Below are 21,392 nucleotides of genomic sequence, written 5' to 3'. Positions count from 1 at the left end.
CGGTTTTTTTATTGAACAATGGTTCTTCGGTTTAATATATAGGCAACAATCAGATTTGGAATCCAGCATAACCAGGCCACCAGCAGGTAAGCCTTTACAAAATCGCCATAAATCATGGTCAATAGCGGAAGCCATAACCGCAAAGTAACCGCAGCAAAACAAGCGGCATAACTATAAACCATCATTTTTTGATGTGGTTCAATTTCACCGTTTTTAATGTATAAATAAGCTTTTAAGGTAGTGTAAAACCAAATTATCCCTAAACATATAAACCCTGCTGAAGAAATTAACCCACCTGTTGCAAAAAAGCCTATGTAAATACCTGCTAATGCGCTAAGCAGAACGGCAATCACGTAAACTTTACCTAGCTGTCGGTGTAATTTGATGCTCCATTTTCTCATTTTGGGACCAAATTGCGTCCAGCCAATAAATAAAGCGACTCCTCCAAGGATGATATGGGTATAAAAACCGATGTTCCAAAAAGTATCTGTTAACAACTCAACTGACTTTGAATTTAGCAATCCAAATTTTCTATCGAACAAAAAGTAAATTACCGGATACAGTCCAATCAGCATTGCTAAGGTGGCCAATAAAATCCATAATCCTTTTTTTACCATAGCAGATTCGATTGCTTTCCACTAATTTAGTTAATTTTCAAGAAGTATTTGGCTAAAAAAATGGCTGGTATTGCTACCAGCCACCATATTAACTCAACTAACAAACTCAATTTCTAATTCCAGCTTTATTTCTGCCGCGCCTAGCTTAAAATTTAAAAGCGATCCCGATGTTTAAAAGCGAAAGGCTTTGGTATCCTAATTCGGCATATATAGCTGTACTTGGTTTTAGGTAATACTTACTACCCGCATAAAGGCCAAAGCCAAGCCCGCTCGCAGCACCTTCGAAAGATCCCTGGTTATCACTTATACTCACCGTAACATAACCCAAACTTGCTCCACCATAAAGGTCGAATTTAGGGTTCAGGTCAAGTAGCTGATTAAAATGATATGAGCCCCTTGCACCAACATAAATGGCACTTTCCTTAAAGCTATAAGTATTATTAAAACCTTCGTATTTTGAACTCGCATACGATAGCTGGCCACCTACACTAATTGCATCTGTTACCCCTCTTTCATAACTGATTGATGGATTAACAGGTAGCGATGAGGTATAACCCGAACCAAAAAACGGACTACCGATACCCACTCCAATGTTAAAAAGGTTATCGCCTTTATTAAACGAGCCAGATTTAGATTGGGCCATTCCGGTTAGCGCTATAAGAATAAATAATGCGGTAAGGTGTAAGTGTTTTTTCATTTTTTTTTAAATTGTTATATATAGATTGATGATAAAAATTAGCAAATAGCCCTCCCATGACGGCAAAAAATGCACATCTCAAATAATTTACACGCAAAGCGACCATGGTTTTGGCTTGCCGGAGCGTAAATAAATTTAAAATCTAATTTACAGTCAATAAAAATGTTAATATATAGCTGGAAATAGCCTTTTTGCACATAGCTGGAAACAGCTATATCATAATAATTAACCTTTACAAGATGACTTACTTATAAGATCTAAGCTTTATATACAAACTGATAACGCTTTGGGTAGCGTTTATTAGAAAGAGGTTAACCAGGTTTATTTTAAGACAAGAAGCGACTAAATTAATCCTTTTTGGATCATAAATTCTTTGGCATTTGCAAAGCTGAGGAATATTTCATCGGCTATTTTAAGTTTTTGATGCGCCCGTACATTGCTTTGAATGGCATAACAGGTAATACCCGCAGCCAGAGCAGATTTAACACCATTTATTGTATCTTCAAAAACAAGGCACTCCTCTTTTTCAAGACCTAACCGCGCGACACAAAGATTGTAGCTTTCAGGGTCGGGTTTAGATTTACTTACATCTGTTCTGGTAATAAATAAACTGAAATACTTTGCCAATCCGTTGCGCTCAAAAACGGCTTCAACATCCATTTTAGGACTAGCCGTAACCACGGCTAGCATGAGCCCTTTTTCAAAAGCAAACTGGATAAATTCTAATGCGAAGGGCATCAACTGTATATCCGTTGTTCTAAAACCATCAAAAGTTATCTTTTCTCTTCTATCGATAAAACCTTCCAGCTCTTCTTCTATTTTATATCGGTCTACGATAGTCTTGGCATTCTTAGGCAGAGGGATTCCGGCGTAATTGCTTAACCAATCCTTAAAATCCAGCGTCACGCCGTAAGCGCACAAAAACTTATTCCAGCAATCGAAATGAAATTTTTCCGAATCAATTAATGTACCATCTAAATCAAACAGTATTGCTTTTATTTTATTCATTATAAATTTTTAACAGGAATGATCCTTATGGAAGGATCTCAAATAAGAAAAATTGTTGCACCTGAGCTTTCCCGAAATTGTTATCTACACAAAAAATTAATGAAAGGTGCCCATTCGGCAACTGTGGCCCAAAGGTTACGCCTTCAAAATTATCGATATGCCGGTTTAAGGAATCAAAGTCGAAAAGCAATTTTTTGGTTAACGGCTTTGGCGGATGCTGCACAAAAGAGCTGTTATCGATTTCATTTTCGGCACCACGCAAATCAACCAGGTAAAGTTTTAAAAAGGTATGATCATCGTGTCCTTTTGCCCAGGCCCTTTCCATTACCAAAAGGTTATGATTATTAATGGCTAATATTTCAGAAATTCCATTTACATTCCAATCGTTTTCAACCGTAGGTTTAACAGGCATTGCGTCAAGCTGGTACGCATATTGGGCAGTATTCTTTTTAGTCCTTACATCGAATTTTAAAATCCGCGTTAAGGCTTTATCATATTCAAAAGCAGCTTGAGGGCCATCCTGGTAAAGCGGCTCTTCCAAACTTGCATACAATGTTTTGTACTGATCGGCATAAGTTAAACCTTCAAATAAAGCATTTTTACGTGAACCACTTTCCGTTTTAGTAAAATGAAAACCTTTAGGCATTGGGATGGTATCCAGAAACTTTCCTGCTGTAGAAATAAAGGTTAAACCAGGCTGAACTATCGTAGTATCGCCATTCTTAAATAACCTTTCTCCCTCACTACTCCAAAGTAATTGCTGGGTTAAGGGATTAAAACGAACCGATTCGCCATCAGGTTTTACACTTTTATCAGTACCATATTGAGGATATGGTTTCCCGTTTTCTTGCAGCATATAAGTCACACCGGTTATCCGGACAGTATCGATCTTATTTTCTTTGAGATCAATCTGTGCAGTATAAATTCTTGCAGGACTCCGCTGCGATGGATCATCACTGATCATGTAATATTGGTTCTGCTTTACATCGTAATCAATCCCAGATAAACCACCAACAACCGTATTCTGAAAAATTGGATTTAAGGGCATAACATATTCATCCAGAAACTTTACAGCGGAAATACTAGTCTCATTTTGTTTAACTGCTGCATACTTTGTTGCTGCACAGGAGGAGAGGACAATAGCAAGAACCGAATAAACAAAGAAGAGCTGCGATACAGGTTTCAAATCGAAATGTTTAGGCCGTAAAAATATGGAATTTTTGCTGCAAAAAGTCTATCATCAAGAGATGGAGAACATTAATAAAGCTACTTTTTCCGGTGGTGTCGGATGGTAACACCCAACTGCACAGCTAATACTTAATGATCTTAACTCCTTAATGATAAAAAAACCAGTAGCCATACCATTAAGAAATTGAGCACATTAAGAAGATAGGCTCTTTCTTATAGATATTAAACAATACAGTAGGATGGTAATATCCAACTGCACTGCTAAAACTTAATGATCTTAACTCCTTAATGATAAAAAAACCAGGAGTCATACCATTAAGAAATTGAGCACATTAAGAAGATAGGCTCTTTCTTATAGATATTAAAAAACACAGTCGGATGGTAACATCCAACTGCACAGCTAAACTTAATGATCTTAACTCCTTAATGATAAAAAACCAGTAGTCATACCATTAAGAAATTGAGAACATTAAGAAGATAGCCTCTTTCTTGTAGATATTAAACAATACAGTCGGAAGGTAATACCCAACGGCACCGCTAATACTTAATGATCTTAACTCCTTAATGATAAAAAAACCAGTAGTCATGCCATTACGAAATTGAGCACATTAAGAAGATAGGCTCTTTCTTATAGGTATTAAACAATACAGTCGGATGGTAATACCCAACTGCACAGTAAAACTTAATGATCTTAACTCCTTAATGATAAAAAAACCAGTAGTCATACCATTAAGAAAATGTAGGCTTTTCTGTATTATCAGATAAATAACAACCAGATGCTAATGTCCGACTCTAAATTATTGGAAAATAGATCCTGAAACAAGTTCAGGATGACGAATCTATTAAAATGATAAGTGGAGGTATTATAAATATTGAATTGTCACGTTGAGCCTCCCGATAAATCGGGACAGGTAGACGAAGGACCTGTTTAAATACCCACAACGCGTTTCGACAAGCTCAATGTTACAATTCAAATGGAATCAAAAATATATAAGTGGTGTCAGATGTTACCATCTGACACTGATAAAATTAAGATTAAAACAACTTACCAATTACGCGATAAGTGATATTGGTTCCATCTACTATTTCCTCATAATAAACATCATCAGGCGAAACAAAATATTTTTCGTTTTTAATGGTTACTTCCCTGCATCCTTCTGGCAGCTGATTAATAATATCGCCTATATTATGCGTATCAACCGGTCCATCCGTTGTATTTAAAATACCATCTTTTCCGGCAACCACATATACGGTTTTACCATCAGCATTTTCTTTTTGGGTGTAATAAACGCCTTTGTATTCGTAATAATCAACTCCGTTAATGGTAACCAGATTAGCATCTGATGGTAAATTCGGAACCTCAGCACCAACTGGCGGTGTGACCACTTCGTATTGACTGTTGTTTTGCTGATAGAACAATCCACCAGAATAATAAAACTGGTTAGCACCATAATAAAACGGATAATATCCATAAGGCAATACACCAATCCTGAAGCCTAAAAACGGTCTGTAAAAATTATAATAGCTGTAATATGGCCTGTAATAAGGTCTTCCGTATCCGGGGCGATAACCATAACCCGGCCTTACATAACCAGGGCGATAACCTGGTCTGTTATAGCTGTAATTCGGTCTGGGTGGGCGGCCACCATTGCCTGGCGAATAACTACCTCTGCTTGGTGCGTGCATAGATGGTTGTCTGGAAATACCACCACCACCTCTGGATGGGCTGCCTATCGAACCAGATCTGCCACCGCTCGAAGAACCTCCACTCCTACTTGGCCGCTGTGCCGAAACAGTCTCAATACTCAAAGTTGCTATCATCGCTGCTGCAGCGAAAACAACCAATCCTTTATTTAATAACCTATTCATTATTTTGTGTTTATTTCGATTATCTATATGACGATGAAAATTCCTAAAAGATTATGCCTTAACATTATTTAACTAAATTTTGATAAAGTAATGACGAACGAAAGGTTATAGTGGCATAGTACATCACACCTCTTCCATTTTGCATCATTACAGCTTAAACTAACAAACCTTTTACGGGCTATTTTTTCTAATCAATCCTTAATCACCTATATTTAAATTTTATTCCTAAAAACTAGCTTAAATGAACCTTACAAGAATTTTCAGTCTGTTATTATGTCTGTTTATTTCTAATGAATTAATGGCCCGGCAAACCGATTCGGCATATGTTAGAGAAAACTACACCAAAATAGAACGCCAGATTCCCATGCGCGATGGGGTTAAACTCTTCACTTCCATTTATATACCCAAAAATCAAACCAAAAAATATCCTTTTTTAATTAACCGCACCCCCTATACCGTTGCACCATATGGTGAAGATAAATATAAGCTGAGCCTGGGTAATTTTCCGGCGATGATGCGTGAGGGATTTATTTTTGTATATCAGGATGTTCGGGGCCGTTGGATGAGCGAGGGCACTTTTGCCGATATCCGTCCGCAGGTTGTTGGCAAAAAAAGTAAAACCGCTATCGATGAAAGTACTGATACTTACGATACCATCGATTGGCTGCTTAAAAACGTAAAAGGTAATAATGGCAATGCCGGTATTTATGGCATTTCGTACCCTGGTTTTTATTCTACCACTTCATTACCAAATGCACATCCCGCTTTAAAAGCCGTTTCGCCTCAGGCGCCAGTTACCGATTGGTTTATGGGTGATGATTTTCACCACCGTGGTACTTTGTTCCTCATGGATGCTTTTAGTTTTATGGGCAGCTTTGGTGTGCCAAGACCAAAACCGATTACGCCAGATAAAGGGCCTAAAGGTTTTCAGTTCCCTATTCAGGACAATTATCGTTTTTATTTAGAAGCCGGATCGGTTAAGAACTTAAAAGACCGGTATTTTGCCGACAGTATTAAATTCTGGAATGATTTATTTAAACATCCAAATTTAGATACCTTCTGGAAAGCACGTTTAATTACGCCACATTTAACCAATGTAAAACCTGCTGTGATGGTGGTGGGGGGATTTTTCGATGCGGAAGATGCCTATGGAACTTTTGATACTTACAAAGCGATTGAGAAACAGAATCCTGGTGCCAATAATATCTTGGTTGCAGGTCCCTGGTTTCATGGGGGCTGGGTACGTAGTGATGGTTCTTATTTCGGCGACATCCCTTTCGGCAAAACCACCAGTATCGATTACCAGCAACAATACGAACTGCCTTTCTTTAAACATTATTTAAAAGGCGACGGAGATTTTAATGCTGCAGAAGCCAATATTTTTGTAACGGGAAGCAACGAATGGAAAAAATTTAATACCTGGCCACCAAAAGATACCGAAACCAGAAACCTTTACTTACAACCCAATGGAAAACTCAGTTTCGAAAAAGTGGGCAGAACCGATAGCTGGGATGAATATGTAAGCGATCCGAATAATCCGGTACCTTACCAGGATGGTATCCAGGCCAAACGTACCCGCGAGTACATGATCGACGATCAGCGTTTTGCGGCCCGCCGTCCGGATGTAAAAACTTACCAAACCGATGCTTTAACTGAAGATATTACTTTAACCGGCCCTGTTCTGGCCAACTTAGTGGTTTCGACGACGGGAACAGATGCCGATTATGTAGTTAAACTGATTGATGTTTACCCTGAAGATGCACCAAATCCAGAACCTAATCCTAAAAACCTGATTATGGGTGGTTACGAAATGCTGGTACGTGGAGAAATTATGCGTGGAAAATACCGCAACAGTTTTGAAAAACCAGAGCCTTTTGTTCCTGGCGCCATTACCAAAGTCAATTATCCGCTGCCCGATGTAGCGCATACCTTCAAAAAAGGGCATAAAATTATGATTCAGATTCAAAACTCATGGTTCCCGTTAGCCGATCGTAATCCGCAGAAATTTATGGACATCTATCAGGCAGAAGCGCAGGATTTCCAGAAAGCTACACACAAAATTTATCATGATGTACACAACAGCTCATTTATTACAGTTTCAGTGTTGAAGTAAATGCAAAATCCATCATGTTGAGTGACCGAGCAATCTTGTAACTTTCGGTGTGTAGCGATTGTATTAGGATTGCCTGCCTGCAACAGGGAGGCTTCGTGCGCCGCAATGACAAAAAAGTTACGCTCGTTTCTAAGTGCATATAAATAAGCGATCGTTTTTAACGATTAACAAAAATATAATAAATGAAAAAGTTACTATTCATCCTTGTCATCATCTTCAGTATTTCAGCGGTACAGGCACAGATGCTCGGGAAAAACCAGGTAAACTCCAGGGCCGACAGCCTCCGTGGCACACTGACTCCTTTGCGCACCTGTTACGATATTAATTATTACCACCTGGATGTTAAAATAGATATCGACCAAAAATCTGTTAGCGGCAGCAATGAATTTGCTTTTACCGCTACGCAGGATTTTACCAAACTCCAGTTCGATCTTTTTGATAACTTAAAAGTAGACAAGGTGGTTTACAAAGGTGCCGATTTACCTTTTACCCGGGAATATAATGCGGTGTTTGTAACCTTCCCTAAAGCGGTTAAAAAAGGCAGTAAAGATAAATTCACCGTTTTCTATTCAGGCAATCCTACGGTAGCAAAAACACCACCCTGGGACGGTGGTTTTATCTTCAAAAAAGATGAAGCAGGCAATCCATTTGTTTCGGTGGCCTGCCAGGGTTTAGGTGCAAGTGTATGGTGGCCAAATAAAGATCACCAAAGCGATGAAGTAGATAGTATGTTAATCAGCATTACTGTTCCTAAAACTTTGCAGGAAATCTCTAACGGAAGACTGAGAAATACCGTTGACAAACCTGATGGCTATAAACAATACAATTGGTTTGTAGGTAATCCCATTAACAATTACGACGTAACCTTTTACATTGGGAAATATGCGCACTGGCAAGACAGTTATGATGGTGAAAACGGAAAGCTCAGTATCGACTACTGGGCGCTACAAACCGATAGCGCCAAAGCCCGCCCACATTGGGATGCCGATGTTAAACCCATGCTAAAATGTTTCGAATATTGGTTTGGCCCTTACCCCTGGTACAAAGACGGCTACAAACTGGTTCAGGCGCCACATTTAGGTATGGAACACCAGAGTGCAGTAGCTTATGGCAATCAGTTTAAACCAGGTTATTTAGGTAAAGATTTAAGCGGTACCGGTCATGGCTTAAAATGGGATTTTATTACCATCCACGAGAGCGGCCATGAATGGTTCGGAAATAACATCACCTCAAAAGATATCGCCGATATGTGGGTTCACGAAGGTTTCACCAATTATTCAGAGGTATTGTTTACCGAATGTACTGAGAGCAAAGCAGCTGCCGAGGAATATGTAATCGGATTACAGAAAATCATCCGTAATGATGTGCCGGTAATTGGCCCTTATGGCGTAAACAAGGAAGGCTCGGGCGATATGTATCCCAAAGGTGCAAATTTGGTGAGTATCATTCGCCAATTGATCAATAACGATGAAAAATTCAGACAGGTTTTGCGCGGATTGGGTAAAACATTCTACCACAAAACCGTAACCACTGCAGAGATTGAAAATTACATAGCCAAACAAAGCGGACTTAAATTAGATAAAGTTTTCGATCAGTACCTGCGTTATACGAAGATTCCTGTTTTAAGCTATAAAATCAATAAAGGCATACTTTCTTACCGATGGGTAACAGATGTAAAAGGTTTTGATATGCCTGTGCGCGTAACACTAAAAGCAGGTGTTTATACTTTGATCAAACCTACAAACGATTGGAAAACCATTAAAATTGATGGCAGTATTAATGCCGATAACTTTAAACACGATCCGTTGTTTTACATCAACATCAAAAAAGGATAATTTAATCCCAGAGAAGTCAAGTTTTAAAAACTTGACTTCTCTTTTGAGCATTGCCAAGACCATTAATAAAAGAGAATTAAATTCCGTCTTGTGCAACTTTTCGGCAAAACCATCGTCTTATAAGAAAAGCTCATTATTCATCTAAAAAAATAAAATCTATCATCATGAAAAAAGTATTTGCAATATTATTGGCAACACTAACATTAACCTCGGGTATTAATGTAATTGCAAAAGACCAAACCCACATTAAATCATCAAAATACAATAGCGATGAAAGAGATGTGGCTAACTTTACTTCAGTTGCGGGTGCAGGCCCAATCAATATCGTAATCACGATAGGTTCAAAAGCAAGCTGCCGTTTAGAAGGCGATGCCGATGCCATTGCGACCATTGTAACAGAAGTAAAAGGAAATGCACTCATTATCCGTCCGGAAACCAGCATTACTAGCTGGTCTAGAAAATACGAAAACAAAAAAATAACTGCTTACGTTACTGCACCTTCGCTAAAAAGTTTAACCATGAACGGATCTGGAGCAATGACCGTGAATGGCAAAGTTAGTGCTGGAGATTTTGCAACTGTTTTAAGCGGATCAGGCAGTATAAAAGTAAATGCCGATGTTGACAATTTTAGCGGCGTAATTAGCGGTTCAGGATCAATCAACATTAATGGCAATGCCGATCATGCTAAAGTAGTTATCAGCAGCTCGGGTACCTTTGGTGGCAAATCTTTTGCAGTAAAAACATTATCAACAACGATCAGCGGATCAGGAACAGTTAATATTGCCGTAGATGAAAGCATCAAAGCACTAATCAGCGGATCAGGAAGCGTAAATTATTCAGGCAATCCAAGTGTCGACAAAACTGTTGTTGGCTCAGGTGGGGTAAGAAAAGTATAAATTAAAGCCTTTTGATAGCGAAACACCTGCAATTTCTTGCAGGTGTTTTTTTATGGGCAAAGGACCAATGATTAGCGCTGTTTCCCAACACGATCATCATGCCGAACTTGTTCAAGCATCTTTCTCACAAAATGAATACTTATATTCGCTTAGCAACTTTTCAAATCATTCCTTAAAATCTGTATATGCTTGCCGAAACCTTAAAAACACTTTTCAACCGGGATCTTAACAAATTAAAATCGGAAATTGAATTATATAAAAACGAAGCTACGCTTTGGGTTGTAGATAAAAGCATTGCAAACTCAGCCGGGAACCTTTGCCTGCATTTAATCGGAAACCTCAATACCTATATTGGTGCAACTCTAGGCGGCAGCAATTACATCCGCAACCGCGAACTGGAGTTTTCATTAAAAGATATCCCAAGGCTGGAATTGGTTAAAATGATCGAAGCAACCTTAGTTGTGGTTAGTGAAACACTTGATAAAATAACCCCTGAACAAATCAATACTGAATACCCGATGCTGGTATTTCAGGAGAAAACATCAACCGAATTTTTCCTGGTTCACCTGTCCACACATTTATCTTACCATTTGGGGCAAATTAACTACCATAGAAGGTTGTTAGATTAGGGACAGTAGTCAGGCGTTAGACGTAAAGCGATCTATACTAGATCGTCATTGCGAACAGAAGAATAGGGCTGTGCGCAAGAGTGAAGCAATCTATTTTGAAAAATAGATAAATATAGATGAAAACCATAAAAGCAATCTTATACCTAACCATCTTATTATTGATCATTTCTACTTTAGCAACACTAAAGCTGGAGGCTGCATCTGATGGTTTTGATCAGTACGGCTTCCCTTTTACTTTCTACGATAGCTTTTCTGGAAAGTGCGACAATTGTTACCAGGATTTTGGATTTAAGCCGTTTTATCTACTTTTAGATCTTTTATTCGCCTTTATTTCTGCTTTTGTAATTATTATACTTAAAGGTAAATTTGGTAAAAAAAGGACTTAAATTAACCATGATTCAACAACGTTTTGCCCAACACGCCACCGAAATATTAAAAATCGATGAATCGGTTATCGGCTTAGCCGTTGGCGGCTCCTGGCTCAGCAATGAGATCGACGAATTTTCAGATCTCGACCTTATTCTAGTTACCAAAGAAAAAGTATCAGCTAACAAATCAAAAATGCTTCAATATGCAAATCGCCTTGGCGAAATGATTTCTGCTTTTACGGGCGAACATATTGGAGAATCCCGTGTACTGATCTGCCTTTATAACAACCCACTATTACATGTTGACATTAAGTTTTTAACCTTGGATGAATTTGCATCAAGAGTAGAAAACCCAACGCTATTAATAGACCATAATCACCAACTACAGCGTATCCTCAACCAAACTGAAGCCAAATTCCCTCATCCAGACTACCAATGGATTGAGGATCGCTTTTGGACCTGGATGCATTATGCCCTGCTAAAAATCGGCAGAGGTGAATATCTGGAAGCCCTAGATTTCTTTGGCTTTTTAAGAATGGTAGTGTTCGGCCCACTGCTTCACATTAAGAATAACAACCTGCCACGTGGTGTGCGTAAAGTAGAATCGCAGCTCCCTACCAAAGATTTTAACTCACTTAAGGGCACCATTGCCGAATACAATAAAGCATCGCTAATTATTTCATTAGAAAATGCCATTGAGCTTTATAAAAACCTGAGAATTGATTTGTTTGATAAAACCATTCAGAACAACCAGAAAGCAGAAGGTGTTGTAATGCAGTATTTAATCGTGATAAAAGATAAATTGTAATTTCTAGCAACTGAAATTAAAGGATTAAAGCTCCCAAAAGAAAGTCCAGAATATTTAGGGTCTTCTTTGCTTTCATGGCTATTTATAATCACCAAAAATAATCAGCGTTTATCTCTTTAATCAGCGGGCAAACTGTAGTGCACCGATTCCCACCACCTGCACCTAAAACAAAAAAGAGGCTTGAGCCTCCTTTTATATCTTTTAAAACTGAACCCCGATCAGCGATATATTTTCAATGTAGTTGATTTTCTGACTGGCTTTATCCAGCTCATCCCAACCGGTTGTATGCACATTGGTTAAATTGGTGGCGCCAAACTTAGTGGTATTCTGTAAATAAACGTTTTTCCAAACATAAAACTTAAGACCAATTTTCGCTGAAACACCATAACCCGAAATGCTGAAATGGTTATTCCTACCCTGGCCAAAAAGACGTACATCAGAACGTGGCACCATTAAACCGCCACCCAAACCGGTTTCTAAAGTTAAAGAAGTATTGCCACCCGGCGCAACCCAGATATCATCATAACGCTCAATCTCGATATTGGCATAGTTAAATCCATCCGTATGCTCATAAGTAAGCATACTTTCCTTCACGTTAATGCTTTGGCCATTATAATCGCCAGCTAAAGCGCCTGTAGGTGCATTATCATGTGAAATATTTGTACCGATATGTCCGTTGATAGCAACAGTTTGCGGAATATCCATCACATATTTCATGTGGTCCCAACCGATAGAGATACTGTAATTATCTTTGATAAAGTATCCGGCACGGATGTTATACTGTGGTACAGTGATTAAACCCGGATTTAAATAAGCCCAGCTTAATTTCGATTGTCTATCATGAGCCACCACATCCTTTAAAGTAAAATCGTAATTCGGTCCTTGAAACCTGATATCACTTTTACCATACCAGGAGCTATTATACCCCCAGTGAAAATAAAAATCACCTTTACGGGAAAATTTCCTTTTATGCTCAGGGTTAAATAAACTTTTTGAAGTTGGCGTATTACTGGTTGAAGAGGTTTTAATCTCTTGTGCCTGCATTCGCTTGCCAAACAAGAGTGCTAAAAATAGAATGGTAAATCTTTTCACGCGGCAAATTGAGCAAAAAGACCAATCAATTACAACAGCTTTAACATTTTGTAAGAGTTGTTGTACAAAAAATGACTTTAAAACATTAAAACCTCGTGTAAACAGCCAGCTGAATAATGTGATTAACCGTATTGTTCGAAACGCCATTTGTAATTTGGTTCATATACCCAGCTTCCAGATCAAATTGTTTCGAAAAACGATAACCCGCAGCAAGGTATAACCTGTTTTGATCGAAAACACTATTGTTAATTTTCTCCTTATTCTGCAAATTTAAAAACACCTCGTTCTGCATAGCTACAAATGGCCCTTTTGTAAATGTTGGCTGAGTTTTTTGCAATGGCTGAATGAGCCTGAAGAAATAACGTAAACGTTGTGAAAACACATCTTCGTCCGGGCGGCCGATAAAACGTTGTTCAAGCCTTAGCCTGTGGCTGGCAAAAACCGATTTTAGCCTGTGGCTGTAAATATATTGCTCAAAAATACGATGCTCGTGTGAAAATGAATTACCGGCTACTACCGATTGCGATTGTGTGGTTTGCCATAAATAGCCCAGGGCTACATTGTGTTTATTATTGATGAAATATTGTAAGGCTGGCCGCACTAAGGTATTTCTCAAATAACCCCAATCATCAGCTGAGCGCATTTGAACATCGAACTGTAGCCCCCATTTTTCATTAAACTTGGTGTTATTTAAAAACATAAACCAACCCGAATTTTGATGCTGGGTTTGTGCATAAAGCTTTCCAGAAACCATGATGAGCAACACCATAGCAGAGAATACTATTTTTTTCATAAGATGATAAACCGGTTTTATCTGTGTGCCGCTAAATTAATAGAAAATGAACAAAGCAAATCATTTAACTTTAAATTAATCCTTAAAAAAGAGCTTAGACGCTTATCTTTAAGATTTAATTCATTGAAAATCACATGCGTTTTCTTTTAGGAGTTTTGTTAATCATGATTTTAACCGGAGCAAAGGCTCAGGATTTTACGGGTACCTGGAATTTTAAGTATCGTCCTTATCCCACCGCTTTACCGATTAATGTGCAAATGAATATTGGCAAAGCGACTGAAAAGATGCTTTATCCTGCGAACTTAAAAATTACAAATGGCGATTTTATATTTAGTTATGAGCTCTTACTTGTTCAGAAAAACAGTACCCAACTGGGCATTGGTCGAAATAAATACCCGATAATAGAAACCCCTTTCAAAATTAAACAGTGGATGCCCTACCTAAATGGTGTACTTACACTGAGCAAATCCAAAACCGGACAAGCACAATTGAGTTTGCAACGGATGTGGATCGATAACTTCGGGCTTTTTATGCGCGGTTTAGATGAGGGCGATGAAATTTACGAAAGCTCAAAAGTAAATATGAGGGATCTGTTATACCGCGAAAAGATTACCTTAACCAAAGCAAATTCAACGCCCTGGACAGATCCTCGTATTCCCAGGATAGTGGCCCCTACCGGGAAGGATAATATTTATTATGGCATTTACGATCCAATTACCACAAAAGATAGCGTTGTTACCCTGGCCATACAGGATGAAGAGCTGATCGATGCAGACACCATAACATTGGTTCAAAATGGCAGGATGATTTTAAACAAACATGCCATTGATGAGAAAAAATTTAGCCATGCGCTACATTTAGATACAGGAATGAATACCATTGCACTTTTTGCAGACAATTATGGTCGCAAGCCGCCAAATACCGGGAATTTGATTGTTAAAACCAGCGAAAACATGTACAGTTTTGATTTTTCAAACCGCTCAAACGCTTTTGCCACTTTTTTGGTGGCTAAGTTTTATCGCGCATATTCAAAACCTAAGTTAGCGGATAACCAATCCATAAGCAATAAGCCCATAGAAATATCAAAGCAAAAAAATACTCCAGAAAAACCCATAAACAGAAACTCAGATGTTATTGCAAATATGCAAGTTGAAAACAAGCAAATAGAACTTGAAATTTGGGACGGCCAGGTAGAGGATGGAGACAGTGTATCGTTAAAACTTAATGACGTATGGGTTCATCAAAAAATTGCAGTTAAAAAGACCTCTAAGCGGTTTTACCTAACATTGCAACCGGGCAAAAATACTTTATTGTTTAGGGCAGATAATTTAGGAAGTACCCCACCAAATACAGCTGTGCTTTGCGTTTATTATGGCGATAAAACACGGATAGTTTATCTGGATACCGATATGAAAAGAGATAATATTCTAAATATAGAATTTAGATCTAAAACGAATTAAACAAGTGTAAAAGCTTATTATTTAAAATTCATTTAACGTTAAACAATTAAAAATTTATCTTCGTTAAAGATTTGGGCATTATGGCATTTTCAATTTGCTTAAAACTGCACTTATTTTAACATTACAAAACGTAAAATAGAACAAAAATGATTATCGAACCTAGAATGAGGGGCTTTATCTGTTTAACTGCACACCCTGATGGTTGCGCGCAAAACGTAAAGAATCAAATTGAATATGTAAAATCTAAAGGAGCTATAGATGGTCCTAAAAAAGTATTGGTAATAGGCGCTTCAACCGGATTTGGTTTGGCTTCGCGCATTACTGCTGCTTATGGATCTGGCGCTTCTACAATTGGCGTATTTTTCGAAAAAGCACCTTCTGAAGGCAAAACTGCATCACCAGGCTGGTACAATACTGCAGCCTTCGAAAAAGAAGCCCATGCCGCTGGTTTATATGCAAAAAGTATTAACGGCGACGCATTCTCTAAAGAAATTAAAGAAAAAACAATTGAATTGATCAAAGCTGATTTAGGTCAGGTTGATTTAGTCATTTATAGCCTGGCATCTCCGGTTAGGAAACACCCTGATACCGAAGTGCTTCACCGCTCTACCTTAAAACCTATCGGTGGAACTTACACCAATAAAACAGTCGATTTCCACACCGGTAATGTGACCGAAATTTCTATCGAACCTGCTACCGAAGAGGATATTGCCAATACCGTTGCAGTAATGGGCGGCGAAGACTGGGCAATGTGGATTGACGCCTTAAAAGCAGAAAATCTGCTTGCCGAAGGTGCCACAACAGTAGCTTATTCGTACATCGGCCCTGCTTTAACTGAACCGGTATACCGTAAAGGAACCATTGGAAGAGCTAAAGATGATTTGGAAGCAACTGCTTTTAAAATCAGCGATAAATTAAAAGATATAGATGGCAAAGCTTATGTATCAGTGAACAAAGCACTGGTAACACAGGCAAGTTCTGCTATTCCGGTAATTCCGTTATACATTTCATTGTTGTACAAGGTAATGAAAGCAGAAGGCATCCACGAAGGTACAATTGAGCAGATCCAGCGTTTATATGCCGATCGTTTATATACCGGCAGCCCTGTTCCTGTTGATGAAAAAGGAAGAATCAGAATCGACGATTGGGAAATGCGTGAAGATGTCCAGGCTAAAGTGGCTGAACTTTGGAAAGAAGCCACAACCGAAACTTTACCGGCAATAGGTGATTTACCAGGTTACAGATCTGATTTCTTAAGCTTATTTGGTTTCGAAATTGATCAAGTTGATTATCAGAAAGAGGCCCAGGAAGTGGTAGAAATTGAAGGTTTGGTCGATTAATAAGCGCGTCATTTCGACTGGAGCAAAGCGGAATGGAGAAATCTAATAATTAATAACAAACGGCTGGCCGCAAAGCCGGCTGTTTTTATATTCAAGCCATATGAATTTCGATTTACAGCCTACATTGGCAAACGATTTAATTACGATAGTCCCTTTAAAGGAAGAAGATTTTGAAGCTCTTTTCGCCGTAGCTTCCGATCCGCTAATCTGGGAGCAGCATCCCAACAAAGACCGCTATAAAAGAGGGGTTTTCGAAAATTTCTTTAAGGGTGCAATAGAATCGAAGGGTGCTTTTATTGTTTATGAAAAAGAAACCAATAAAGTTGTGGGCAGTTCCAGATACTACGAATTAGATGAAACAGACCACTCCGTTGCCGTTGGTTATACTTTTATTGCACGTGAGTTTTGGGGAAAGGGGCACAACAAGGCTTTAAAAGCTTTAATGCTCGATTATGCTTTTCAATTTGTGGATAAAGTAATCTTACATATTGGTGCGACTAATTTCCGTTCACAAAAAGCAACAGAAAAATTAGGAGCCTTTAAAATTGCTGAATTGGAAGTAGCCTATTATGGTGAGCCACTAAAATGGAATTTCGTTTATCAGATCGATAAAGATAAATGGATAAATAAAGCCTCTTAAATTTTTAAGCACTCATTTTTACAATGAAATTTTGCCACGGAAACACTGAAATCACGGAAAAGGTATAAACCATAACTCACCAATCGTCCTCGTTTGTAACGAGGATGACTGAGATCCGCATTTGTAATGCATTAAACTATCCATTAGCGGTAAAATGGCCGTATCCTTCCATCTTAGTTGCAAATCAGGACTATGAAAGGGAAAAGACTTAATTCCGTGTAAATCTGTGCCTTTATACTATACAAACCCAAATGACAAGAGCATAACCGAATAAAATCGTGTTTATGCTTTAGTATTGTTATCTTTGTATAATTCTCCTTTCCACTCACCTTTCAAAACAAAACAATTAAATAAAATATGGCTAAATCTCAGGCAACATACAGTAAAAAAGAGAACGAAAAAAAACGATTAAAAAAACAAAAAGACAAACAAGAGAAAAAAGAAGAGCGTCAGGCTAATGCAAAAAAAGGTTTAGCGCTTGAAGATATGATGGCTTATGTTGATGAAAACGGAAACATCTCTTCAACTCCACCAGATCCGAAGAAAAAGAAAGTAATCAACACCGAAGATATTCAGATCGGTATTTCAAGACAAGAAGACATCATCGATGAAAATCCTGTTAAAAAAGGAACAGTTACATTCTTTAATGACAGTAAAGGTTACGGTTTTATTAAAAACACTGAAACACAAGACAGTATTTTCGTTCACGCAAATGGTTTAATCACTCAGATTAAAGAGGGTGATAAAGTTACGTTCGAAGTAGAAATGGGTCAAAAAGGACCAACTGCTGTTAAAGTATCAAAGGTTTAACAACCACAATTCAATTCTTTTTGCAATTCCTAATTGCAAAACATGATTAAAATTCTGCAGAAAACTCTGCTGCGCTAGGTTTTATAACCATATATAATTCCGTCTATTTAAGCATAAAACCTTGCGCAAAATTTTATTCTTTCTATTTATTTTAGAAAATCAGGTTTTAGTGTGCATAGGCCAATCCGGTCCCGCCATCGCTATTTTCCTCATTTCGCTGCGCTTCCATTCCGGGCTATCCGCTCTGTCGGGTTTAGGTAGCTAAAACAATGGTTCTTTCAAAGAAGGAAATACATGAAAAATATTTACACTATAAAAAGAATAATATTTTTCAGGTTAAAACTTATTGTTGCAGCAATTGTTTTATTCTGATTGTCTTTTTGCCAGTTGCATAAACCTTTGTTAATAAACCCGATAGCAACGGAAGCCCCCGATTTTTCTTCGGGGCTAAAGTGTATAGCGGGACAGGTTTTGCCATCAACTACTGCTGTCCATTTTCAAAAAAAATAAAAATTTTTCTAATCTCGGTGTGGAATTTGTGCACGGTTTACATCATTAACGTACACACAAAGAAAATACATTATGAAAAAGTTAATAGCACTTGCACTGGTTGCATTTTTAGGATTATCAACAGCGATGGCTCAACAAGTAGATTTACGCAGAAAAATTAATGTTAGCGGAACTGCAGAAACAGAAGTAACTCCCGATATTATTTACATCGGCATTTCACTTAAAGAATACTTAAACGGCAAGAAAAAAGTAGACATTACAGAACTGGAAAAACAATTGTATGCCGCTGTACAAAAAGCGGGCATTGCAAAAGAAAATTTAACCATTAGCAATTTAAGCAGCTGGAACTACGCTACAGAAAAAAAGAAAAATCCCGATTTCTTAGCGAGCAAACAATATCGTTTAAAAGTTAGCGATCTGAATAAATTCAACGCCATACTAGAGTCGATTGATGCCAAAGGAATTGCCAATACGAATATTGAAAGCTACGATTATTCTAAAATTGAAAGCTTAAAAAAAGAGCTTAAAATTAAAGCTTTATTGGCTGCAAAAGAAAAAGCAGCTTACATGGTCGAAGCATTAGGCGATAAATTAGGTGGTGTAATTGAGATACAAGATGGTGGAGACAATGTAATACAACCTGTTTATAGAAATTATGCAATGAAAGCTGAAATGGCTGATGCGGCTGGCGCCCCTGAAATTGATTTCAAAAAAATTAAGCTGAATTTCACGGTAAATGCCATTTTTGAAATCAAATAAGAATTTTAATTGTTAAATCAGGGCTTTTTAAAACCTACCAGAACATTTTGGTAGGTTTTTTGTTACGTAGAGGTCGAACACTAAAAAATTAGATATTATGAAAAAATTCATCTACACGCTAGCCTTGGTTTTCTCTTTAGGCATTAGTTTTAATTCAGCTCAGGCAGCTGATAAACCTGCGAAAAACCCAACAGAATTAACTGCTGAACAAGCCGTGAAACTGGAAAGAATTAAAACCCGTGTTGAAGAAATCAGAGACATGGACAAATCGAACTTAACAAGAGCAGAACGTAAAGCATTACGTAGCGAGTTAAGAGAATTAAAAGGGCAAGCCCGTGCAGTTTCTGGAGGTGTTTACCTTTCAGTTGGCGCAATCATCATCATCATTTTATTGTTGATCCTGATTTTATAATCAATACGCATCACATCTATCTATATAAAAAACAAAAAGCTTTGCAGCAATGCAAAGCTTTTTTTTATGAGAAATATCGTCATTGCGAGAAGGAACGACGAAGCAATCTCACCCTTTTATAAATTCTTAATTTGATGCTTCATCATTGTGCTAGCGCATTAAGATTGCTTCGTACCTCGCAATGACGATTTATCTAAGACTAATCAATAATATCAAATCCGGTATACTTCACTAAAGCTTCCGGAATTTTAATACCGTTCTCAGTTTGGTAGTTTTCTAAAATCGAAGCCACAATACGTGGTAACGCCAATGCACTTCCATTTAAGGAGTGAGCCAGTTGCGCCTTACCTTCTTTTCCTTTAAAACGCAATTTCAAACGGTTACTCTGATAAGTTTCGAAATTTGATACAGAAGAAACTTCTAACCAGCGCTCTTGAGCAGCACTCCAAACCTCCATATCGTAAGTCATGGCCGAAGTAAAGCCCATATCGCCACCGCACAAACGCAACACACGGTAATGTAAGCCCAGTTCCTGTAAAAGAGACTGAACATATAGGCTCATATCTTCTAAAGTTTCGTAAGATTGATCAGGATGTGTAATCTGCACAACTTCAACCTTATCAAACTGGTGTAAACGGTTTAAACCACGTACATGCGCGCCATAAGAACCTGCTTCTCTACGGAAACAAGGTGTATAGGCGGTATTTTTAATCGGAAGATCTTCTTCCTTAACAATTACATCACGGTATAAATTGGTTACCGGAACTTCGGCAGTTGGAATTAAATATAAATCATCAACTGTTGAATGATACATCTGCCCTTCTTTATCGGGTAACTGCCCGGTACCAAAACCTGAAGCAGCATTAACCAGGTGAGGTACCTGCATTTCTTTATAACCTGCTGCAGTAGCATGATCTAAAAAGAAATTGATAAGTGCCCGTTGTAACCTGGCACCTTTTCCTTTATATACAGGAAAACCAGCACCAGTAATTTTTACACCCAGTTCGAAATCGATAATATCATATTTCGCCGCAAGCTCCCAATGCGGTAAAGCTTTGCTTGGTAACTGAGCAGGTTCACCATGTGTTAAAACAATCTCGTTATCATCTGCAGTTGATCCCTGTTTGACTAAATGATATGGTAAATTCGGCAACTGCACAATTAAATTATGCTGAGCCGTTTCCAGCTCGTTTAATTTATCGCTCAGGTTTTTGATATTTTCTTTATGAGAAGCAGTTTGCGCTTTAATCGCTTCAGCTTCTTCTTTTTTACCCGTACGCATTAAATCGCCAATCTGTTTGGCAGCTGCATTAGCCTCAGCGGAAATATTATCCAGGGAAGTTTGTGTAGAACGGCGATCTTCATCTATTTTGATGATTTCGTCTACCAGTTCTGGCTGTTTAAAATTACGGATACTTAAACGTTCTAAAACTTTCTCTCTATTTTCGCGGATATAGTTAACTTGCAGCATTATTTAATTTTTTAAGCAAAGATAGCAAGAGTTTGGAGTTTGGGGTAAGGAGTTTGGAAAAAACTGCAAACCGTTAA

The 21,392-nt window shown here is 38.1% G+C and carries 20 protein-coding genes; 12 read left to right on the top strand and 8 right to left on the bottom strand.

Annotated features, from left to right (window positions below):
* Positions 1 to 8: 8 nt before the first annotated feature.
* The 5 genes from AC04QZ_RS13255 to AC04QZ_RS13235 form a co-directional block, all read right to left on the bottom strand.
* Positions 9 to 617 (bottom strand): DUF2306 domain-containing protein, encoded by a 609-nt coding sequence (locus AC04QZ_RS13255; protein WP_478358131.1) that lies wholly within the window; start codon positions 615 to 617, stop codon positions 9 to 11.
* 145 nt (positions 618 to 762) lie between these two features.
* The gene (locus AC04QZ_RS13250; protein ID WP_478358130.1) at positions 763 to 1,314 is read right to left on the bottom strand and encodes an outer membrane beta-barrel protein; all 552 of its coding nucleotides are present in this window, start codon (positions 1,312 to 1,314) and stop codon (positions 763 to 765) included.
* Between the two features lie 342 nt (positions 1,315 to 1,656).
* Positions 1,657 to 2,322: an HAD family hydrolase gene (locus AC04QZ_RS13245; protein WP_478358129.1), complete on the bottom strand. Its 666-nt coding sequence runs from the start codon at positions 2,320 to 2,322 to the stop codon at positions 1,657 to 1,659.
* A gap of 25 nt (positions 2,323 to 2,347) precedes the next feature.
* The gene (locus AC04QZ_RS13240; RefSeq protein ID WP_478358128.1) at positions 2,348 to 3,508 is read right to left on the bottom strand and encodes an esterase-like activity of phytase family protein; all 1,161 of its coding nucleotides are present in this window, start codon (positions 3,506 to 3,508) and stop codon (positions 2,348 to 2,350) included.
* Positions 3,509 to 4,545: 1,037 nt separating this feature from the next.
* Positions 4,546 to 5,379 (bottom strand): DUF6515 family protein, encoded by an 834-nt coding sequence (locus AC04QZ_RS13235; RefSeq protein ID WP_478358127.1) that lies wholly within the window; start codon positions 5,377 to 5,379, stop codon positions 4,546 to 4,548.
* A 241-nt stretch (positions 5,380 to 5,620) separates the two neighbouring features.
* Between AC04QZ_RS13235 and AC04QZ_RS13230 the strand changes: the two genes are divergently transcribed.
* From AC04QZ_RS13230 to AC04QZ_RS13205, 6 genes are all read left to right on the top strand, one after another.
* Complete coding sequence (locus tag AC04QZ_RS13230) at positions 5,621 to 7,492, top strand: CocE/NonD family hydrolase (protein ID WP_478358126.1); 1,872 nt, start codon at positions 5,621 to 5,623, stop codon at positions 7,490 to 7,492.
* 182 nt (positions 7,493 to 7,674) lie between these two features.
* Positions 7,675 to 9,327 (top strand): M1 family metallopeptidase, encoded by a 1,653-nt coding sequence (locus AC04QZ_RS13225; RefSeq protein WP_478358125.1) that lies wholly within the window; start codon positions 7,675 to 7,677, stop codon positions 9,325 to 9,327.
* Between the two features lie 164 nt (positions 9,328 to 9,491).
* Positions 9,492 to 10,223 (top strand): head GIN domain-containing protein, encoded by a 732-nt coding sequence (locus AC04QZ_RS13220; RefSeq protein ID WP_478358124.1) that lies wholly within the window; start codon positions 9,492 to 9,494, stop codon positions 10,221 to 10,223.
* Between the two features lie 185 nt (positions 10,224 to 10,408).
* A complete protein-coding gene (locus AC04QZ_RS13215) occupies positions 10,409 to 10,852 on the top strand; it encodes a DUF1572 family protein (protein ID WP_478358123.1) in 444 nt (147 codons plus the stop codon).
* Positions 10,853 to 10,968: 116 nt separating this feature from the next.
* Positions 10,969 to 11,238 (top strand): hypothetical protein, encoded by a 270-nt coding sequence (locus tag AC04QZ_RS13210; RefSeq protein ID WP_478358122.1) that lies wholly within the window; start codon positions 10,969 to 10,971, stop codon positions 11,236 to 11,238.
* 7 nt (positions 11,239 to 11,245) lie between these two features.
* Positions 11,246 to 12,028: a hypothetical protein gene (locus AC04QZ_RS13205; RefSeq protein ID WP_478358121.1), complete on the top strand. Its 783-nt coding sequence runs from the start codon at positions 11,246 to 11,248 to the stop codon at positions 12,026 to 12,028.
* Between the two features lie 201 nt (positions 12,029 to 12,229).
* On the opposite strand, the gene AC04QZ_RS13200 is transcribed toward AC04QZ_RS13205, so the two are convergent.
* Together AC04QZ_RS13200 and AC04QZ_RS13195 are read right to left on the bottom strand one after the other, a co-directional pair.
* Complete coding sequence (locus tag AC04QZ_RS13200) at positions 12,230 to 13,120, bottom strand: hypothetical protein (protein WP_478358120.1); 891 nt, start codon at positions 13,118 to 13,120, stop codon at positions 12,230 to 12,232.
* Between the two features lie 85 nt (positions 13,121 to 13,205).
* Positions 13,206 to 13,913, bottom strand: a complete 708-nt coding sequence (locus AC04QZ_RS13195) for a DUF2490 domain-containing protein (protein WP_478358119.1) — start codon at positions 13,911 to 13,913, stop codon at positions 13,206 to 13,208.
* Between the two features lie 134 nt (positions 13,914 to 14,047).
* Here AC04QZ_RS13195 and AC04QZ_RS13190 point away from each other — a divergent pair, with 134 nt between their 5' ends.
* The 6 genes from AC04QZ_RS13190 (at position 14,048) to AC04QZ_RS13165 (ending at position 19,844) form a co-directional block, all read left to right on the top strand.
* On the top strand, positions 14,048 to 15,373 hold the full coding sequence (locus AC04QZ_RS13190; protein WP_478358118.1) for a hypothetical protein: 1,326 nt from the start codon (positions 14,048 to 14,050) through the stop codon (positions 15,371 to 15,373).
* Positions 15,374 to 15,519: 146 nt separating this feature from the next.
* The gene (fabV, locus tag AC04QZ_RS13185; RefSeq protein WP_478358117.1) at positions 15,520 to 16,713 is read left to right on the top strand and encodes an enoyl-ACP reductase FabV; all 1,194 of its coding nucleotides are present in this window, start codon (positions 15,520 to 15,522) and stop codon (positions 16,711 to 16,713) included.
* Positions 16,714 to 16,813: 100 nt separating this feature from the next.
* Complete coding sequence (locus tag AC04QZ_RS13180; RefSeq protein WP_478358116.1) at positions 16,814 to 17,353, top strand: GNAT family N-acetyltransferase; 540 nt, start codon at positions 16,814 to 16,816, stop codon at positions 17,351 to 17,353.
* A gap of 357 nt (positions 17,354 to 17,710) precedes the next feature.
* Positions 17,711 to 18,163: a cold-shock protein gene (locus tag AC04QZ_RS13175; RefSeq protein WP_029277369.1), complete on the top strand. Its 453-nt coding sequence runs from the start codon at positions 17,711 to 17,713 to the stop codon at positions 18,161 to 18,163.
* Between the two features lie 582 nt (positions 18,164 to 18,745).
* Complete coding sequence (locus AC04QZ_RS13170) at positions 18,746 to 19,432, top strand: SIMPL domain-containing protein (protein WP_478358115.1); 687 nt, start codon at positions 18,746 to 18,748, stop codon at positions 19,430 to 19,432.
* Between the two features lie 97 nt (positions 19,433 to 19,529).
* A complete protein-coding gene (locus tag AC04QZ_RS13165; RefSeq protein ID WP_029277363.1) occupies positions 19,530 to 19,844 on the top strand; it encodes a seryl-tRNA synthetase in 315 nt (104 codons plus the stop codon).
* 199 nt (positions 19,845 to 20,043) lie between these two features.
* On the opposite strand, the gene serS is transcribed toward AC04QZ_RS13165, so the two are convergent.
* On the bottom strand, positions 20,044 to 21,315 hold the full coding sequence (serS, locus tag AC04QZ_RS13160; RefSeq protein WP_086548960.1) for a serine--tRNA ligase: 1,272 nt from the start codon (positions 21,313 to 21,315) through the stop codon (positions 20,044 to 20,046).
* Positions 21,316 to 21,392 lie beyond the last annotated feature (77 nt).

The organism is Pedobacter folensis (assembly GCF_056490665.1).
This window is presented reverse-complemented; position numbering and strand designations above follow the sequence as displayed.

Coding starts and splice junctions, on each gene's coding strand:
- AC04QZ_RS13255 (WP_478358131.1), bottom strand. CDS start 617: ATGGTAAAAAAAGGATTATGGATTTTATTGGCCACCTTAGCAATGCTG.
- AC04QZ_RS13250 (WP_478358130.1), bottom strand. CDS start 1,314: ATGAAAAAACACTTACACCTTACCGCATTATTTATTCTTATAGCGCTA.
- AC04QZ_RS13245 (WP_478358129.1), bottom strand. CDS start 2,322: ATGAATAAAATAAAAGCAATACTGTTTGATTTAGATGGTACATTAATT.
- AC04QZ_RS13235 (WP_478358127.1), bottom strand. CDS start 5,379: ATGAATAGGTTATTAAATAAAGGATTGGTTGTTTTCGCTGCAGCAGCG.
- AC04QZ_RS13230 (WP_478358126.1), top strand. CDS start 5,621: ATGAACCTTACAAGAATTTTCAGTCTGTTATTATGTCTGTTTATTTCT.
- AC04QZ_RS13225 (WP_478358125.1), top strand. CDS start 7,675: ATGAAAAAGTTACTATTCATCCTTGTCATCATCTTCAGTATTTCAGCG.
- AC04QZ_RS13220 (WP_478358124.1), top strand. CDS start 9,492: ATGAAAAAAGTATTTGCAATATTATTGGCAACACTAACATTAACCTCG.
- AC04QZ_RS13215 (WP_478358123.1), top strand. CDS start 10,409: ATGCTTGCCGAAACCTTAAAAACACTTTTCAACCGGGATCTTAACAAA.
- AC04QZ_RS13210 (WP_478358122.1), top strand. CDS start 10,969: ATGAAAACCATAAAAGCAATCTTATACCTAACCATCTTATTATTGATC.
- AC04QZ_RS13205 (WP_478358121.1), top strand. CDS start 11,246: ATGATTCAACAACGTTTTGCCCAACACGCCACCGAAATATTAAAAATC.
- AC04QZ_RS13195 (WP_478358119.1), bottom strand. CDS start 13,913: ATGAAAAAAATAGTATTCTCTGCTATGGTGTTGCTCATCATGGTTTCT.
- AC04QZ_RS13190 (WP_478358118.1), top strand. CDS start 14,048: ATGCGTTTTCTTTTAGGAGTTTTGTTAATCATGATTTTAACCGGAGCA.
- fabV (WP_478358117.1), top strand. CDS start 15,520: ATGATTATCGAACCTAGAATGAGGGGCTTTATCTGTTTAACTGCACAC.
- AC04QZ_RS13180 (WP_478358116.1), top strand. CDS start 16,814: ATGAATTTCGATTTACAGCCTACATTGGCAAACGATTTAATTACGATA.
- AC04QZ_RS13175 (WP_029277369.1), top strand. CDS start 17,711: ATGGCTAAATCTCAGGCAACATACAGTAAAAAAGAGAACGAAAAAAAA.
- AC04QZ_RS13170 (WP_478358115.1), top strand. CDS start 18,746: ATGAAAAAGTTAATAGCACTTGCACTGGTTGCATTTTTAGGATTATCA.
- AC04QZ_RS13165 (WP_029277363.1), top strand. CDS start 19,530: ATGAAAAAATTCATCTACACGCTAGCCTTGGTTTTCTCTTTAGGCATT.
- serS (WP_086548960.1), bottom strand. CDS start 21,315: ATGCTGCAAGTTAACTATATCCGCGAAAATAGAGAGAAAGTTTTAGAA.